The 15990-nt window shown below is 36.7% G+C and carries 21 protein-coding genes; 13 read left to right on the forward strand and 8 right to left on the reverse strand.

Features of this window, described 5'->3' with window-relative positions; genetic code table 11:
• Positions 1-703 precede the first annotated feature (703 nt).
• The 4 genes from J2S19_RS11220 to J2S19_RS11235 are packed head-to-tail and all read left to right on the forward strand — an operon-like array spanning position 704 to position 4644.
• Positions 704-1645 (forward strand): metal ABC transporter solute-binding protein, Zn/Mn family, encoded by a 942-nt coding sequence (locus J2S19_RS11220; protein ID WP_307341500.1) that lies wholly within the window; start codon positions 704-706, stop codon positions 1643-1645.
• A gap of 17 nt (positions 1646-1662) precedes the next feature.
• A complete protein-coding gene (locus J2S19_RS11225; protein WP_307341503.1) occupies positions 1663-2412 on the forward strand; it encodes a metal ABC transporter ATP-binding protein in 750 nt (249 codons plus the stop codon).
• A 5-nt stretch (positions 2413-2417) separates the two neighbouring features.
• Positions 2418-3734 (forward strand): metal ABC transporter permease, encoded by a 1317-nt coding sequence (locus J2S19_RS11230; protein WP_307341506.1) that lies wholly within the window; start codon positions 2418-2420, stop codon positions 3732-3734.
• On the forward strand, positions 3724-4644 hold the full coding sequence (locus J2S19_RS11235; RefSeq protein WP_307341509.1) for a metal ABC transporter permease: 921 nt from the start codon (positions 3724-3726) through the stop codon (positions 4642-4644). The genes J2S19_RS11230 and J2S19_RS11235 overlap by 11 nt, the downstream gene beginning before the upstream one ends.
• A gap of 42 nt (positions 4645-4686) precedes the next feature.
• Here the strand turns inward: J2S19_RS11235 and J2S19_RS11240 are convergent, their stop codons facing one another.
• The 3 genes from J2S19_RS11240 to J2S19_RS11250 form a co-directional block, all read right to left on the reverse strand.
• Complete coding sequence (locus J2S19_RS11240) at positions 4687-4872, reverse strand: hypothetical protein (RefSeq protein WP_307341512.1); 186 nt, start codon at positions 4870-4872, stop codon at positions 4687-4689.
• A gap of 147 nt (positions 4873-5019) precedes the next feature.
• The gene (locus J2S19_RS11245; protein WP_307341514.1) at positions 5020-5178 is read right to left on the reverse strand and encodes a DUF1540 domain-containing protein; all 159 of its coding nucleotides are present in this window, start codon (positions 5176-5178) and stop codon (positions 5020-5022) included.
• A gap of 309 nt (positions 5179-5487) precedes the next feature.
• A complete protein-coding gene (locus J2S19_RS11250; protein ID WP_307341517.1) occupies positions 5488-6588 on the reverse strand; it encodes a metal ABC transporter solute-binding protein, Zn/Mn family in 1101 nt (366 codons plus the stop codon).
• Between the two features lie 253 nt (positions 6589-6841).
• Between J2S19_RS11250 and J2S19_RS11255 the strand changes: the two genes are divergently transcribed.
• Entirely contained in the window at positions 6842-7396 is a 555-nt protein-coding gene (locus tag J2S19_RS11255; protein ID WP_370875134.1) for a beta-class carbonic anhydrase, read from the forward strand.
• 24 nt (positions 7397-7420) lie between these two features.
• On the opposite strand, the gene yidD is transcribed toward J2S19_RS11255, so the two are convergent.
• Positions 7421-7660 carry a membrane protein insertion efficiency factor YidD gene (gene yidD / locus J2S19_RS11260; protein WP_307341522.1) on the reverse strand — a complete coding sequence of 80 codons (240 nt, stop codon included), beginning with the start codon at positions 7658-7660 and terminating at the stop codon, positions 7421-7423.
• A gap of 319 nt (positions 7661-7979) precedes the next feature.
• Between yidD and J2S19_RS11265 the strand changes: the two genes are divergently transcribed.
• The 5 genes from J2S19_RS11265 (at position 7980) to J2S19_RS11285 (ending at position 11656) form a co-directional block, all read left to right on the forward strand.
• Entirely contained in the window at positions 7980-8453 is a 474-nt protein-coding gene (locus J2S19_RS11265) for an S-ribosylhomocysteine lyase (RefSeq protein WP_307341526.1), read from the forward strand.
• Positions 8454-9101: 648 nt separating this feature from the next.
• Complete coding sequence (locus J2S19_RS11270; protein ID WP_307341529.1) at positions 9102-9224, forward strand: hypothetical protein; 123 nt, start codon at positions 9102-9104, stop codon at positions 9222-9224.
• Positions 9206-9340, forward strand: coding sequence for a hypothetical protein (locus J2S19_RS11275; protein ID WP_307341532.1), 135 nt, complete (start codon positions 9206-9208; stop codon positions 9338-9340). Before J2S19_RS11270 ends, J2S19_RS11275 begins: the two co-directional genes overlap by 19 nt.
• A gap of 375 nt (positions 9341-9715) precedes the next feature.
• Positions 9716-10726, forward strand: a complete 1011-nt coding sequence (locus tag J2S19_RS11280) for a permease (protein WP_307341535.1) — start codon at positions 9716-9718, stop codon at positions 10724-10726.
• A gap of 12 nt (positions 10727-10738) precedes the next feature.
• A complete protein-coding gene (locus J2S19_RS11285) occupies positions 10739-11656 on the forward strand; it encodes a TIGR03943 family putative permease subunit (RefSeq protein ID WP_307341538.1) in 918 nt (305 codons plus the stop codon).
• Positions 11657-11709: 53 nt separating this feature from the next.
• Here J2S19_RS11285 and ytzI read toward each other — a convergent pair whose 3' ends face one another.
• Positions 11710-11868, reverse strand: a complete 159-nt coding sequence (gene ytzI / locus J2S19_RS11290) for a YtzI protein (protein ID WP_307341541.1) — start codon at positions 11866-11868, stop codon at positions 11710-11712.
• A 401-nt stretch (positions 11869-12269) separates the two neighbouring features.
• On the opposite strand from ytzI, the gene J2S19_RS11295 reads away from it, so the two are divergent.
• Positions 12270-12710, forward strand: a complete 441-nt coding sequence (locus J2S19_RS11295) for a Dps family protein (RefSeq protein WP_307341543.1) — start codon at positions 12270-12272, stop codon at positions 12708-12710.
• Positions 12711-12796: 86 nt separating this feature from the next.
• Here J2S19_RS11295 and J2S19_RS11300 read toward each other — a convergent pair whose 3' ends face one another.
• Positions 12797-13012: a hypothetical protein gene (locus J2S19_RS11300; RefSeq protein ID WP_307341546.1), complete on the reverse strand. Its 216-nt coding sequence runs from the start codon at positions 13010-13012 to the stop codon at positions 12797-12799.
• A gap of 137 nt (positions 13013-13149) precedes the next feature.
• Between J2S19_RS11300 and J2S19_RS11305 the strand changes: the two genes are divergently transcribed.
• Complete coding sequence (locus J2S19_RS11305) at positions 13150-13479, forward strand: hydrolase (protein ID WP_307341549.1); 330 nt, start codon at positions 13150-13152, stop codon at positions 13477-13479.
• Between the two features lie 344 nt (positions 13480-13823).
• Positions 13824-14297 carry an RNA deprotection pyrophosphohydrolase gene (gene ytkD / locus J2S19_RS11310; RefSeq protein ID WP_307341551.1) on the forward strand — a complete coding sequence of 158 codons (474 nt, stop codon included), beginning with the start codon at positions 13824-13826 and terminating at the stop codon, positions 14295-14297.
• 117 nt (positions 14298-14414) lie between these two features.
• On the opposite strand, the gene J2S19_RS11315 is transcribed toward ytkD, so the two are convergent.
• Together J2S19_RS11315 and J2S19_RS11320 are read right to left on the reverse strand one after the other, a co-directional pair.
• Positions 14415-15230, reverse strand: a complete 816-nt coding sequence (locus J2S19_RS11315; protein WP_307341553.1) for an ABC transporter permease — start codon at positions 15228-15230, stop codon at positions 14415-14417.
• On the reverse strand, positions 15208-15987 hold the full coding sequence (locus tag J2S19_RS11320; protein ID WP_307341556.1) for an ABC transporter ATP-binding protein: 780 nt from the start codon (positions 15985-15987) through the stop codon (positions 15208-15210). The genes J2S19_RS11315 and J2S19_RS11320 overlap by 23 nt, the downstream gene beginning before the upstream one ends.
• Between the last annotated feature and the right edge of the window lie 3 nt (positions 15988-15990).

Consider the following 15990-nt stretch of genomic DNA (forward strand, 5'->3'; position numbering starts at 1 on the left):
TCATACCTTTTCATCCCGGTATGAAGGACATTTCTTTCTTCTCCAACCTACTATTTGGTCTTCATCCCGCCGATGAAGGACATTTCAATCTAATTCATCCAAAATTTTGGTCTTCATTCAAGTGATGAAGAACATTTCTATCTGATCTATCCAAAATTTTGGTCTTCATTCCAGCGATGAAGGACATTTCTATCTGCTCCATCCAAAATTTTGGTCTTCATCCCAGCGATGAAGGACATTTCAATCTGATTCATCCGAAATTTTGGTCTTCATTCAAGTGATGAAGGACATTTCTATCTGATCCATCCAAAATTTTGGTCTTCATCCCAACGATGAAGGCCATTTCTATTTGATTCATCCTTTATTTTGTTCTTCATCCTTGCCTATAAAGGACACTTCCTACTGCTCCATCCTATTTATAAATGGTTAAAAAAATTGGCAAAAATTAATAAATCAATGTTGACAAAGATGGGAGGATGCATTAGTTTTGTACTAAGGAAACTTTTTTAGATGAGCAAACAAATGATGAGGGATGTTAAAATATTGGCACGCAACCTACATAATAAGCATAGACTATTTTTGTCACATGACATCCCGATTTTTCCTTAACCTCATTTTTAACACTGTTGCTTTTGGTTAATGAAAAATGCCTTATCTAACAAAGTGTCAAAAAAGAACGAGCATAGGAACTGGAGGAGAAACAATGAAAAAATGGTTGAGAAGTTTGTTCGTTATGATGATGGTCTTGGCATTAGCGGCATGTGGTAGCAATCAAACGGGTAGCGGTGACGACAATAACAACAAAAAAGAAGCAATACAAGTGACAACAACAACGGGGCAAGTCGCGGACCTTGTTAAAAATATTGGTGGAGACCACGTTGAAGTCATTTCATTAATGGGTGCAGGGGTTGACCCACATCTTTATCAAGCATCACAGGGGGATATTCAAAAATTAAACAACGCAGATATCATCTTTTATAATGGACTTCATTTAGAGGGGAAAATGGGTGAAATTTTCGAGAAGATGGAAAAGGATAAACCTGTCCTAGCTGTTGCTGATGCAATTCCAGAAGATTTCCTATTAAGTGCAGATGATGATGCAAAAGCTCATGACCCACATGTATGGTTTGATATTGAAGCATGGACACATGGGATTGAAATAGTCGAACAGGAACTGGTGAAATTGTCTCCTGAGCATGAAGAGAAGTTTAAGGAAAATGCGTCAGCTTATAAAGAGGATTTAGTAGAAATGCATGTTTACGCAACAGAGCAGATTGAAACAATACCTGAGGAAAGTCGTGTACTTGTAACTGCTCACGATGCTTTTAAATACTTTGGTGAAGCATATGGTCTTGAAGTAATGGGTTTACAAGGGTTAAGTACAGATTCTGAATATGGATTAAAAGATGTTCAAAATCTTGTAGATACATTAGTAGAACGAAATATTAAAGCGGTATTTGTAGAAAGCAGTATTTCGGAAAAATCAATTAATGCTGTTGTTGAAGGTGCAAAAAAGCAAGGCCATGAGGTTGTAATCGGTGGCGAGTTATTCTCAGATGCAATGGGAGAAGAAGGTACAGAGGAAGGAACATACTTAGGAATGTTCAAGCATAATGTGGACACGATCGTTACATCATTGAAATAAGGTCGGTGAATTGTAGGATGGTACCTGTAAAAGTTGATAATTTAACAATCGCTTATCATCATAAACCAGTATTACAAGAAGTAAGCTTTGAAGCCCCAGAAGGAAAGTTAATCGGAATTATCGGGCCAAATGGAGCGGGGAAGTCTACGTTAATTAAAGGGATTTTAGGATTAATTCCTACAGCTTCCGGTGAAATCTATATTTATGGTGATGAATATAAAAAACAACGAAAGAAGGTTGGCTATGTCCCACAACGAGGTTCAGTTGATTGGGATTTTCCAACCAATGCCCTAGATGTCGTGTTAATGGGGCGCTACGGACATGTTGGCTGGTTTAAGAGGCCTGGCAAGAAAGATTTTGAGTTTGCTAGAGAATGCTTGAGGAAGGTTGGGATGTTAGATTATGCACCCCGACAAATAAGTGAATTATCTGGTGGTCAGCAGCAACGTGTCTTTTTAGCTAGAGCACTCGCACAAGATGCTGATATATATTTCATGGATGAACCATTTGTAGGGGTAGATGCTGCAACAGAAAAAGCGATTATTGCCTTGTTAAACGAACTAAAATCAAGAAACAAGACAGTGCTAGTTGTACACCACGACTTGCAAACAGTAGAAGAGTATTTTGATTGGGTTTTACTATTAAACATGCGGAAAATTGCATTTGGCCCAACTAGTTCTACCTTTACTATTGATAATTTGCAAAAGACTTATGGTGGAAGACTTACATTTTTACAGGAGTCAACGATGATAGGAAATGAAGGGTGATCGACATGCTATTGGATCTCTTTTTACAATTGCAAAATGCGAATACACAGTGGGTCTTAATTGGTACGATGTTATTAGGAATAACTAGCGGTGTTGTAGGGAGTTTCACCTTGCTCAGGAAGCAAAGCTTGATTGGTGATGCGATGGCACATGCTGCCTTACCTGGTGTATGTATCGCGTTTTTACTATACGGGTCAAAATCATTGTTATGGTTTTTAATAGGAGCAGCAATAGCAGCATTACTTTCCTCCTTTATTATTCAGTTTATTATTCATCACTCCCGAATTAAGGAGGATTCAGCGTTAGGAATTATTATCTCCGTATTTTTCGGGTTTGGAATCGTCCTGTTAACGTATATTCAACATAATGGGGCAGGTAGTCAGAGCGGATTGGATGACTTTATTTTTGGGCAGGCTGCATCAATGGTTGCGGAAGATGTTCGACTCATCATGATTATTGCAATTGTCTTGCTCGTTGTGACTGCTTTGTTCTACAAAGAATTTAAATTGCTAACCTTTGACCCGCAATTTGCAAAAGGAATCGGGTTACCATCAAAATTTTTAAATGGATTATTGCTAATGTTAATCGTCTCATCTGTAGTTATTGGCCTTCAAACTGTAGGTGTAGTGTTGATGGCCGCTATGCTCATTACACCTGCAATAAGTGCAAGATATTGGACGAATAAGCTTAGCAACATGATAGTAATTTCTGGAGCAATCGGTGGCCTATCCGGTGCATTAGGTACATTGTTGAGTACGATTTCTAATGGTATGGCAACCGGACCACTAATCATTGTAGCCTCAACGGTGATGTTTTTAATCTCACTAGTTTTTGCGCCAAAGCGTGGGTTATTCGCTAAAATGTTAAAACAAATATCACTACGGAAAAAGACAGCTGTAGACCAAGTATTGCTAAGCTTTTATGACCTTGCTGAGAAGGGGAACATTCAAAGGATTACCGAGGAAGAATTGCAAAGTAAACGAAAAATATCGAATAGCCTTTTCAAGTATGCAAAAGAAGTCTTGCAAAAAAAGGGGTATATTCGCAATGTGAATGATACGATGTGGATGCTTACTGATAAAGGGATAGAAGCAGCTTATCAGCTTGTTTTACAGCAACGCATGTATGAAGTTTATTTAATGTATGAAATGGATTTTGCGGGGTTAGATCTTAAAAGCAAGGCAGATTTAGAAATTCACATCGTATCAAAAGAAATGGAAGAGAAACTTTTTGCGTTGTTAAAGCTTCATGACCGTACACCATTATTGCTTCCGAAATCAACAAACTTAGCTAAAGGGAGAAGGATTGTAAATGACCTATGATGTATGGATTATAATAACCGGATCCCTCGTTGGTATAACTTGTGCAATGGTTGGTTGCTTCCTCGTCCTACGAAAGATGGCGATGTTAGCTGATGCGATATCACATACGGTTTTACTAGGGATTGTTGGAGGTTATCTCGTTAGCAGGAGTCTTGAAGGACCTGCTTTATTAATAGGAGCGATAATTGTTGGACTATTAACAGCATTTTTTGTACAACTGCTTAGTGGAAAAGGTGTGCAAGCAGATGCTGCTATTGGAGTTGTCTTTACATCACTTTTTGCAATTGGTGTAATACTTTTATCAGTATTTGCTGGAAGTATACATTTAGACGTTGATCATGCCTTAATGGGTGAAATAACTTTTATACCATGGGATACAGTGATCTTTTATGGCATTGATTTAGGGCCTAAGGCGGTATGGCTGTTATCATTTGTATTTCTAGTCAATCTACTCATCATCATATTTTGTTATAAGGAGTTTAAAATTAGTTCTTTTGACCCTGAGATGGCTGTTGCAATCGGCATACCTGTCTTATTGTTACATTACGTCCAAATGGGGATGTTATCGATAACAACTGTTGCATCATTTGATAGTGTTGGTGCAATATTAGTTGTTGCGATGCTCATTGTTCCTGCATCAACAGCCTATTTATTAACAGACAAATTATTATCGATGCTCTTTATAAGTGCTGGAATCGGTGTTATATCAGCTATAAGTGGTTATTATATGGCAACAATTTTTAATGTCTCGATATCAGGTGCAATGGCAACTTCAACTGGAATTTTTTTTGCCCTCGCCTTTTTATTCTCTCCTAGACATGGATTTATTGCGAAAAAACGTGCACAAATGAAACTAAAAGTTGAAATGGGGACAGTGTCGTCGAGTAAGTCCCCAGAACAACACATGTAAGAAATGTGGGGAATGTTCTGAGTGAAGATTTCCCCTTTTCGGTTATTCTAATAACCCATATTCTATAGCACGGTCCGCAACAAGATTGTCTACATCATACGGAAGATCGTCCAAAGAACCGAATTCATAATCCCAAATGTTTGTGAATGAATCAACATATTTAGGAAATGTCTCCTCGCTACAATCTTTTACTTCTTGACGAAAAGAATTGAGTAGACTTTCTTTCATTGCAATTCCCCCTTAAGCATTATTCAACAGCAATAGTTTGTGTAAAAAATTAATAAATATGTAAATAAATTGGTATAAATTGAAAATGATTATCAATACTAAAAAGGAACGAGAAGGGGACAACTTCTCGTTCCAGTTTAAGCAAGCTTAGATGTCAGCAGGCTCAAATGTTTTACAATCCGTTTCCTTGCTACTCTCGGCTTGCTCCCCGCTATGGCTCACAACATAAATTGCATCGGCAGAACATTTATTACCCTTCGCCCAATAATGACAATTGCTTACTTCACATAAAACATCCTGTGCCATGAATGTACCCTCCTTTGAAAAATGAGATACATCCTTAGTCATTCCTCTGTAGTTAGGATTCATTCCTTGTAACATATGGCATATCAGTTATGTGGGATATTCCTTTAAATTAGCAAATGAAACTCATGTCGTGTCGTGAAAGAATTCCTTATTTCGATTGAAAATATATTCTTTACATATCTGGGGAAAACGTGTGAAATGGGAGCTTGGCCACATACTAAAAAGTGGGGAATTGAAAGCAAATACCATATTAAAAACAAATATAAAATGAAGAAGGATGAGCACAATTCTAGGCTCATCCTTTCACTGTTATTTTGATAAGGCTTTTCTTAATGTATCAAGGTTTTTCTCCATAATACTAAAGTAATCTTCATTGTTTTTCCGGTCTTCATCAGTAATTGTTTCAAGATTACTTAATGTAAGTGCCTCTGCTTTTAGTTCAGATTGAACAATGTCAGCAATATTGCTCGTAACATTTGTTTCAAAAATTACATATTTTAAATCATGCTCTTTTGCTGTTTCAATGATTGTTTTTAATTCTTTTTGTGACGGTTCTTCTGTTGGTGAAAGTCCTAGAACACTTATTTGTTTAATTCCATATCTTTGCTGCCAATATCCATATGCTGCATGTGAGACGAGAATTTCTTTCTTATCTGCCTCATTTACAAGAGTTGAGAATGATTTATCTAAAGCTTCTAATTGTGATTTTAGATTTTGGAAGTTTTCTTCAAAGGCATCTTTTTGTTCTGGTTGTAATTCAACGAGAGCATTTTTTATATTTTCAGCTAAAGTCATTGACAAAACCGGGTCTATCCAAACGTGTGGGTCTTCATCACCGTGATGATGATGTGCTTCTTCACTGTGCTCAGCTTCATGGTCGTGGTCGGACTCTTCACTGTGTTCAGCTTCATGGTCGTGGTCGGACTCTTCACTGTGTTCAGCTTCATGGTCGTCGTGAGTTGCTTCTTCACTGTGTTCAGCTTCATGGTCGTCGTGAGTTGCTTCTTCAGAATGGTCTTCTAGTGAGGCTAACTCAATGCCCTCCCCAGCGTTAATAAATGCTACATCTTCCTTTTTTAATGCTTCTTCAATTTTTCCAGTAAAGCTTTCAATTCCTACCCCTGAATAGATGAAACCGTCTGAGTTTGCAATATCAACCATCATTTTCGTTGTAGGTTCATATGTATGAGCATCAGCCCCTGAGGGTAAAATACTTTCAACGTTTACGTATTCTCCACCAATTTTTTTTGCAAAATCCTCTAAAGGATAAATCGTCGTATAGATTTTTAACTTCCCATCACTTACGTTTTCTTTCTTAGAAGGTGTAGAAGCGGAGTTCTCTCCATTACATGCAGATAATATAAATAAAAGTGAAATCATCAAACTAACAATATATAGGTTTTTTTTCATCGTCTCTTCCTTTCCTTTATGTAAATCAGTATGATTACGATTAAGCCTAATTTATTATATCTTAATCATTACGATTTGAGAACATGTTTTTTGTAAATCCTTACGTATAAGTATGACCATTGTTTCAGAAAAATAGTTAGAGAATAAACAGTAATAATTACGATTTGTATTTTAACTTAATTCTAGTGAAGATTCAAGAGATATGATATATTAATAGAAAATTAAAAAAGATAGGGTGACATCTATGAAAATTATGGAAGAAATTTTAGTACATAACGAAAAGTTTGTAGCGGAAAAGGAATTTGTTAAATTTGAAACGTCTAAATTCCCTGAAAAGAAACTTGTAATTCTATCTTGCATGGACACACGTTTAGTAGAATTATTACCTAGTGCAATGAACTTACGTAATGGTGATGTGAAAATTGTGAAAAGTGCTGGAGCAATTGTAGCACATCCATTCGGTAGCATAATGAGAAGTATACTAGTTGCGGTTTATGAGCTTCAGGCAGATGAAATTTGTGTTGTTGGACATCATGATTGCGGGATGAGCAAATTAAAGGCTGATGCATTTCTTGAAAAGGCAAAACAACGTGGCATTACCGAGGAAAAGCTTGATACGCTAAGATATTCTGGTGTTGATTTGGATCAATGGTTAAAAGGCTTCGATAGTGTAGAAGACAGTGTTCGAGATAGTGTAGATACAATTAAAAATCATCCATTATTAGCAGAGGGTGTGCCGGTACATGGGCTTGTAATAGACCCTGCAACAGGTAAATTAGATGTTGTTGTAAACGGGTATGAAAAGTAAACAGGCATTGGCAGTACGTTACTTTTAGTGAACGTTACTGCCTTTTTCTTTTTTTTCCGGAACAGGATCAAAGCCACCAGGATGAAAAGGATGACATTTTAATATTCGTATAACCGTTAAATAAGTCCCTTTAAAAACACCGAAACGCTGATACGCTTCAAGACCATAATGAGAGCATGTCGGATAAAAACGACACGATGGAGGGGTAAGTGGAGAAATAAACTTCTGATAGAAGCGGATGATACCGATAAACATTTTTTTCATTTGTGTAAGGCACCTCCTATTTTTCGTTTATTTCACTAGTATACTTTATTCTGAATCGTGAGTGAAACGAATCATGCTTAAGATAGGAGTTAGGACACTAGAAATGTGAATATTTTTAGAATGAGCTGTTGGAAATGTTTTACCTTCGATGGTGCATACTTATATCAATAGTTTATAAGCAAATCTTTCGGTATTATAGTAGATTCGTTTTGGAAAATCGCAAAAATAGATAGTTCGACCCCGATTAGTAGATTCATAAACAGATAGCAAATTGTATGGTACAATGATACATGACAATTTATCATTAGGAGTGATAGAAATGCCTTCAGTTGAAAGCTTTGAATTAGATCATAATGCAGTTAAAGCTCCATATGTACGTCATTGTGGAGTTCATAAAGTTGGTAGTGACGGTGAAGTAAATAAATTCGACATCCGTTTTTGCCAGCCTAATAAACAAGCAATGAAGCCAGATACAATTCATACGTTAGAGCATTTATTAGCGTTTAATATTCGTGAACATGCAGAAAAATATGACCACTTTGATATTATCGATATTTCACCTATGGGCTGCCAAACAGGCTACTATTTAGTCGTTAGCGGCAAACCAGAAGTAACAGAAATTATTGATTTATTAGAAGATACACTTAAATCAGCTGTTGAAGTAACAGAAATCCCAGCAGCTAATGAGACACAATGTGGACAAGCAAAACTTCATGACTTAGATGGAGCAAAGCGATTAATGCGCTTCTGGCTTGAACAGGATAAAGCCGAATTAGCAAAAGTATTTGGCTAATAATAGGTGCGAAGAAAAGGGCAGAATGAACGTTCTCGCCCTTTTTTGTTAGGGAAAAGTTCGCTTCTATTTTTCTAGAAGAGAAATATCTTCATCAAGCTTTTGGTTTAACAAATGTGAAATTTGTTTTCCGTCTATTAAAACGGAAAGTATAGTGATGAGTATATTGATTAGGTGTTTCATTGTGCAGCTACCTCCTTTATTCTCCGTATGATTCCTTATTATAGGGGAGAGTCGATTTCTGCGGAATTGAGTTATCTTACAGTTAGCTTACAAAATTGTAAGGAAATGATTGTACATACTTTTGTGATGGAATAGGTTTGTATTGTTTGCGGTCTATTTGGAATTTGCTTGATGAAGACCAAAATGGTAAGAGTTAAGGAAGGAAATGTCCTTCATCCGTTTGATGAAGACCAAAATAGTAAGAGAGAAGGAAGAAAATGTCCTTCATCCGCCTGATGAAGACCAAAATAGTAAGAGAGAAAGTCAGAAGTGTCTTTCATCGGCTTGATGAAGACCAAAATGATAAGAGAGAAGGAAGAAAATGTCCTTCATCCGTTTGATGAAGGACAAAAAAGTAAGAGAGAAGGAAGAAAATGTCCTTCATCCTTTTGATGAAGGACAAAAAAGTAAGAGAGAGGGAAGAAAATGTCCTTCATCCGTTTGATGAAGGACAAAAAAGTAAGAGAGAGGGAAGAAAATGTTCTTCATCCGCCTGATGAAGACCAAAATAGTAAGAGAGAGGGAAGAAAATGTCCTTCATCCGCCTGATGAAGACCAAAATAGAAAGAGAGAAAGTCAGAAGTGTCCTTCATCGGCTTGATGAAGACCAAAATGATAAGAGAGAAGGAAGAAAATGTCCTTCATCCGCGATGAAACCGAAATGAAAATCCACCAGAAACCCGCTTCATCCCGTCGATGAAACCGAAATCAATGAAAAATACCGATAGAAACCCGCTTCATCTCCTAATGGAACCGAATTTGATCAAAGAATCCACCCAACTCATGCCCCACATCATCCTCTAGATAAACCGACAAATATATCAGCATCATCAGTCCAGATGCATACGTTCTAAGACTTCCAATCCCAATACTAGTAACTGCTACTTATTTCTTCTCTTGATTCAAATAGATAGACTCAATAGAATCTACCTATATTAACTACCACAACCCGAATTCATTACATTAATAGTTTTAGTCATAATTTCTTTCTTACTCTACTATACTTTACTATCTAGTAAATTTTGATAGGAGATTTGCATATGAATCGATTGGTTCTCCCTTTTGTTCGTGAGACGATAGCTTTTTTGTTGCTGGCTTTGTTTTTTTACTTGTTTTTATTTGTGGATTTTCATGAGCTGAGCTTTGATGTTCCGTCTGGGATTTTAATGGTCAATACGATGTTCTTAAGTATATTGCTTGAAGCGATTCCGTTTATATTATTAGGTGTGTTTGTTTCGGCGCTTATCCAAACCTTTGTGTCTGAGGATTTTATTAAACGGGTGTTACCAAAGAATGCGGTTTTTGCGTTGTTACCAGCTGCATTATTAGGAGCGGTTTTTCCGATATGTGAATGTGCAATCGTTCCGATCGTTAGACGATTAATCAAAAAGGGGATGCCATTGCATTTAGGTGTTGTATTTCTCGTTGGGGCACCTATTTTAAATCCGGTAGTGTTTGCTTCAACATATTATGCATTCGGTTCTAATCTAGAAATCGTCTATACAAGAATGGGACTTGCCTTCGTTTTATCAATTGTTGTTGGGTTCATCATTTACCTTATCTTTAAAAATAAGGGACAATTGAAAGTGAGTAAGGAAACATTTGCTGGCGAAATTGTCGTGAAAGAAGAGGGGTCAAGGAAACAGAGTAAGTTTAAAGCAACGTTGTTCCATGCAAGTGACGAGTTTTTTGAAATGGGTAAATTTCTTATTTTTGGTGCGTTTATTGCGAGTCTATTTCAAACATTTTTAGATAGAAGCTTTCTAACGGAAATTGGTATGAGCGAGTGGTTATCACCAGCGATAATGATGGGGTTTGGTTATATTTTGTCTTTATGTTCTGAAGCGGATGCGTTTGTGGCAGCATCATTTGGTGGAACATTTTCAACAGGCTCATTAGTTGCATTTTTAGTTTATGGGCCGATGCTTGACTTGAAAAATACAATTATGCTATTTGCATTTTTCCGAGCGAAGTTTGTAGCTGTCTTTATGGTAGTCGTGACGATAGTTGTTTACCTTTCAATCATTGTTTGTCAACAGCTTTTCCTTTAGGAGGGATCAAAAGTGAATAAACATGATGGTCAGAGGTTTCATGTCTATATTCGGGGGATTTTATTAATTGGGTTTACACTCCTCATGATGAAGCTCGTGTTGACTGGTAACATGACAAACTTCATCGCACCAAAAATGCTCCCGTTTAGTTACTTTGCTATTGTTGTATTTTTATTGCTAGGTGTATTACAAATCTGGCGTAGTGGTTCAAAGAAGCATGACATTCATTGTGATTGTGGAGATTTACATGAGCGACCGTCAGCATTCCGTTCTTTTTTTGTTTATCTAGTTTTTATTATCCCGATTGTGACAGGGTTTCTATTTCCTGATATCGTCCTTGATAGTTCTGTTGCAGCTAAGCGTGGATTTAAATCATCACTTGCACAAAATGGACAAACCGAGAATTCAGCTGAAATCTATGTAGAGGAATTAGATGAAAGTGTAGGTGGACGAATCGCTGAATCCACAAATATTCCGGATGTGCCGTTGGAGCATCCTGAAGGGTTTGAAATTCAGGAGCGACCAGAAGGTTTTTATGAAGAACTGAAATCAGACATGCTACAAGCGCAGACGATTACGTTTACGGAGGAAAATTATATTGCAATGACGACAATCCTTGACCAAAGTCCTGAAGAGTTTGTCGGTCAAGAAGTGGAAATGGTCGGATTCGTGTATCGAGAGGACAATTTTGAAAAAGATCAATTTGTTGTCGCTAGATTTGGGCTTTCCTGCTGTGTAGCGGATGCATCTGTATATGGAACTCTTGTTACAGTACCCAATGGGGAAGAGTATGGGGATGACCTATGGGTAAAGGTCAAAGGAGAAATCACGACGACGAACTATGAAGATTGGACATTGCCTTATGTGAAGGTAAATAAAATTGAGAAAATCAAACAGCCGAAAGAACCGTATGTCTACGAGGCATATTGAACGAAGAAAAGGATTAATCCCTCTATTTAATAAGTTGAGGGACTAGTCCTTTTTTAGTTTGATGGATGATGCTCTTTTTCTTCATCATCATATTCAGGTTTTTTTATCGGATCAACTGTATGTTTGTATTGATAGGCTTTATTTGTCGTAAGAACACTTAATAAGAGAACAATTATTACAATAATAATACAAATAATAAAAATGACCTTCAATAGTGAATCCTCCAATTTATGAAAAATATTTGTGATTAAAATCACAGAGTAACAAGTTGTTGACTAGTAAACTAAAAAGGAACGACCCCAAACATTCAAAACGTCTCTATTAACAGATGAATATTTATTGTGATCTCTAGGTTCCATCAGTTGTTAACCCTGACTGTCTAATAGAGTACTCCTACTAGTGTTAACTTGATAGCAACTAGCATAACAGTTCGTACCCGTATTTTACCATGAATGATTTTATTATTGGCTTTTTTCTAACGGAACGCATTAATTAATCGTATACTTACAAGAAAAAAAATGAGATGACGAAACGCCTAAATAAAATAGCATGTTTCGGTAAAAGCTATAGAGGGTAAGCATTTAATAGAGACGAAAAAAAAGGAGGAATTCAAATGTCAGACAAGTTAATCCAAACAGTGAATAAGCAGGTTGCGAATTGGACGGTTTTATATGTGAAATTACATAATTATCATTGGTTTGTGAAGGGTGCGAATTTCTTCACGCTACATGAAAAATTTGAAGAGTTTTACAATGAAGCAGCAATTCATATTGATGAGTTAGCTGAGCGGTTGTTGGCGTTACAAGGAGCACCTGTTGCAACAATGAAAGAATGCTTAGAGCTTTCATCAGTTAAGGAAGCGGAAGGAAATGAAACAGCAGAGCAAATGGTACAATCTCTTCATGATGATTTCCAAATGCTAGCTGAAGAGTTGAAAGAAGGAATGGATTTAGCTGGCGAGGTGGGCGATGAGACTACTGGGGATATGCTGTTAGCAATCCATCAAAGTTTAGAGAAACATAATTGGATGTTAAAATCATTCCTAGGTAAATAAAATGAGTGAGGGAGTCTAACAAAGCTGTTGGACACCCCTTTTTTATGTCTACTGAGACTTGCTGATTTATCAGAAACAACCTCTAATTAAAATAACTCTTTTTCACCAAGCTCAACTGAAAGTTTATCAGTCAAGTATGCTGTCACACAATCTGATAATTCTTGACTAGATAATTGGTTCAACCAAGATAGCATTTCTTGTTTGTCCATTCGATTGATCGTAGATTTAACATATGCTTGAACATCTTCTTCATCAGCTCGAAATCGGCTGACATCGATTGCTCGAAATAACTTATTCGTCATCGTATCAGTAACCTCCTAATAAAACTGCTTATTAATAGGTTTCACATTTTGGAAATAATCTATCCGAAAATGTCCGGGAATAATAATAGTTACCGTCGAGAAAAATAAGCAAAGGTTAGATAGAAGGGGTTGTGAAAATGGATTCCAAAAAAACATATTATATTAATGTAGCTGATGGTCAAATTAGCCAATTACAGACTGCTTCATCCTGGAATTTTAAAATAGAAGCAACAGACGACGAAATTATTAAGCTGCGGGAACTGTTTGATAATGTTCATGCGTCAGACTGGAAAGGTTTTTACCGAGCGCATACACCGTATATCCAATATCATTACGATAGGGAAAATGACGCAGTTGACAATACGAACAAGCAAATATATCAAATGATTTATGAGCTCGGTGATGACGAAGCTCGTGAACTAATTCGAACTGAGGGTATCCTTTCGAAATTGGAACAACAAGAATAAACTTATACAGCGCAACAACATTGTGATAAGATTTGTATAGACGAAAATCAGCTGCATGCTGATGGGAAGATGAATACGTATACAAATAGGTTTGATTTAAGTTAGGCTAGAAACATGTAAACAGCCTATAATAAAGGTTTGTGTAGTTTCTTACATGGTGTTTGAGACTCCGAGATCGGCAATGTACAAATGGAGACCTCCACAGTTGCATATGCTAAAGGAGTCTTTCAACCCGTTGAAGGGTGAAGCCAGAACATACAAAACCATATTTTAAAGCCTATCATTTTAAAACAGATAAAAAACACTTATGCAAATTGCGCATGAAAGTAGATTGAGGGATTAGCATGTATCGGTTTATCGATTATTATCACAATGAAGTTCACTTATCGTTTGAAGATCATCCTTTTTGTGACGCCCCGAAACACGTCTGGGTCGTCTGTCGTTACTTAGATAAATGGCTATTAACAGAGCATTCTGATCGTGGCTATGAATTTCCAGGCGGGAAAGTAGAAGAGAATGAAACAGCTTTAGAGGCTGCGATTCGAGAAGTAAAGGAAGAAACTGGAGGAACGATTGAAACAATTGATTATATTGGACAGTACAAAGTAAAAGGAAAAGAAAAAACGATCGTAAAAAATATTTACTTTGCAACTATACGGGAGCTAGTCAAACAAGACCATTATTTAGAAACGTTAGGTCCAGTATTACTAGAAGAAATTCCTAGGCAAGTGCAAAAAAACCGTCAATATAGTTTTATTATGAAGGATGAAGTTCTCCAAAAAAGTTTAGAAGAAATAAAGAGAAGATTTTCTATATAAAGAAGGAAGATAACATCATATTTGTCATACATTGAATACATAAGGGAGCATGAATGAAGGACTGAAATCCCTCTATTCATGATAGTGCCCTATGCAATTTGTGTGACAGATGTTATCTTATCCTATTTTCCGGTTTTTTATTAATCTGTTTTCAAGTAGTTCAACACCTTGATACATAATCGTTGCAAAGATGGCAATGATGAGTAGGCTTAATAACACTAAGGTGAAGTTGAAAACTTGGAATCCGTAAATAATCATATACCCTAATCCTTTTGCAGAGACGAGAAATTCCCCTACAATGACGCCTACCCATGAAAGACCTACATTCACTTTTAACGTTGATACGATCGTTGGGAATGAAGCTGGCAGTATTGCTTCTTTAAAAATTTGTGATCGAGTGGCCTCAAACGTTCTAAGCACTTTCACGTAGTTTTCATCAACTTCTTTAAAGGCCGTATACACAACAATTGTCGTAATAATGACTGAGATAATTGTACCCATAGCAATAATTGAAACAAATCCAGGTCCAAGGGCAACAATTAAAATTGGACCAAGAGCAACCTTTGGCATTGCATTTAGGATGACTAAATAAGGGTCTAGTATGTTTGATAATCGTTCTGACCACCATAAGAGTGCTGCAAGTAAAACCCCTAAAAGTGTTCCTAAAATAAACCCTAAAACTGTTTCAAATAAGGTAACCCCAATATGTGGCAGTAAAGAGCCGTCACTTAATTTTGATACAAAGAGGTCCCAGATTTTCGACGGAGAACTAAATAAGAGTGGATCAATCCATGCACGCTGACCTGCAAGTTCCCATAGCCCAAAGAAGCAGATGAAAATTAATAGTTGATAAAAGCGAACCCAGCGCTTTTCTACTTTTAACCCATGCTTGTAATGCTTATGGAGAAGGTCAATTGTTTCCTTCTGATTCAAGTTGCTCCAGCTCCTTCCATATTTGTTGGAATAGCGTTGAAAATAACGGATGTTGTCTAGCATGAAAAGGAGTAATTTCTCTTAATTCATTTGGAATTACATATGTTCGCATAATCGTACCAGGTCTTCGTGAAAAGACGAATACGCGGTCACTCATGGCAATTGCTTCCCCGATATCATGTGTCACGAGTAAAGCAGTCTTGTTAAAATCTTTTAATGTTTGCACAACTAAATCCTCAAGCTTTAATTTCGTTTGATAATCAAGTGCGGAAAATGGTTCATCTAGTAGGAGGATTTTTGGATTCGAAGCTAATGTGCGCACTAAAGCGGCTCTTTGTCTCATTCCACCTGAAAGCTGATGTGGATACTGTTTTCCAACACTTTCTAGCCCCAAATCTTTTAGTAATGCTAAAGTTTTTTCTTTCTTTTCTTTCGTATTTTCTCCGATGACCTTCAACCCTAATGTGACATTTTCCTCAATTGTTTTCCAAGGAAATAAATAGTCTTGTTGCAGCATATAGCCAATATCTGAATCTGGTTTTGATATTGTTTTACCTGTTATCGACACAGATCCTTCTACCGGTTTAATAAGTCCGGCGATTATCGATAACAAAGTCGTTTTCCCACACCCACTAGGGCCAAGGAAGGAAATAAATTCTCCTTCCTCAATGGAGAGATTAATATTTTCTAATGCAACTGTAGCTGACTTTTCTGTAAAATAAATATGCTGCAGATGATTGATTGTTAAAAATGACATGTA

This window comes from Metabacillus malikii (assembly GCF_030813355.1).
In the GTDB taxonomy this organism is placed as follows: domain Bacteria; phylum Bacillota; class Bacilli; order Bacillales; family Bacillaceae; genus Metabacillus; species Metabacillus malikii.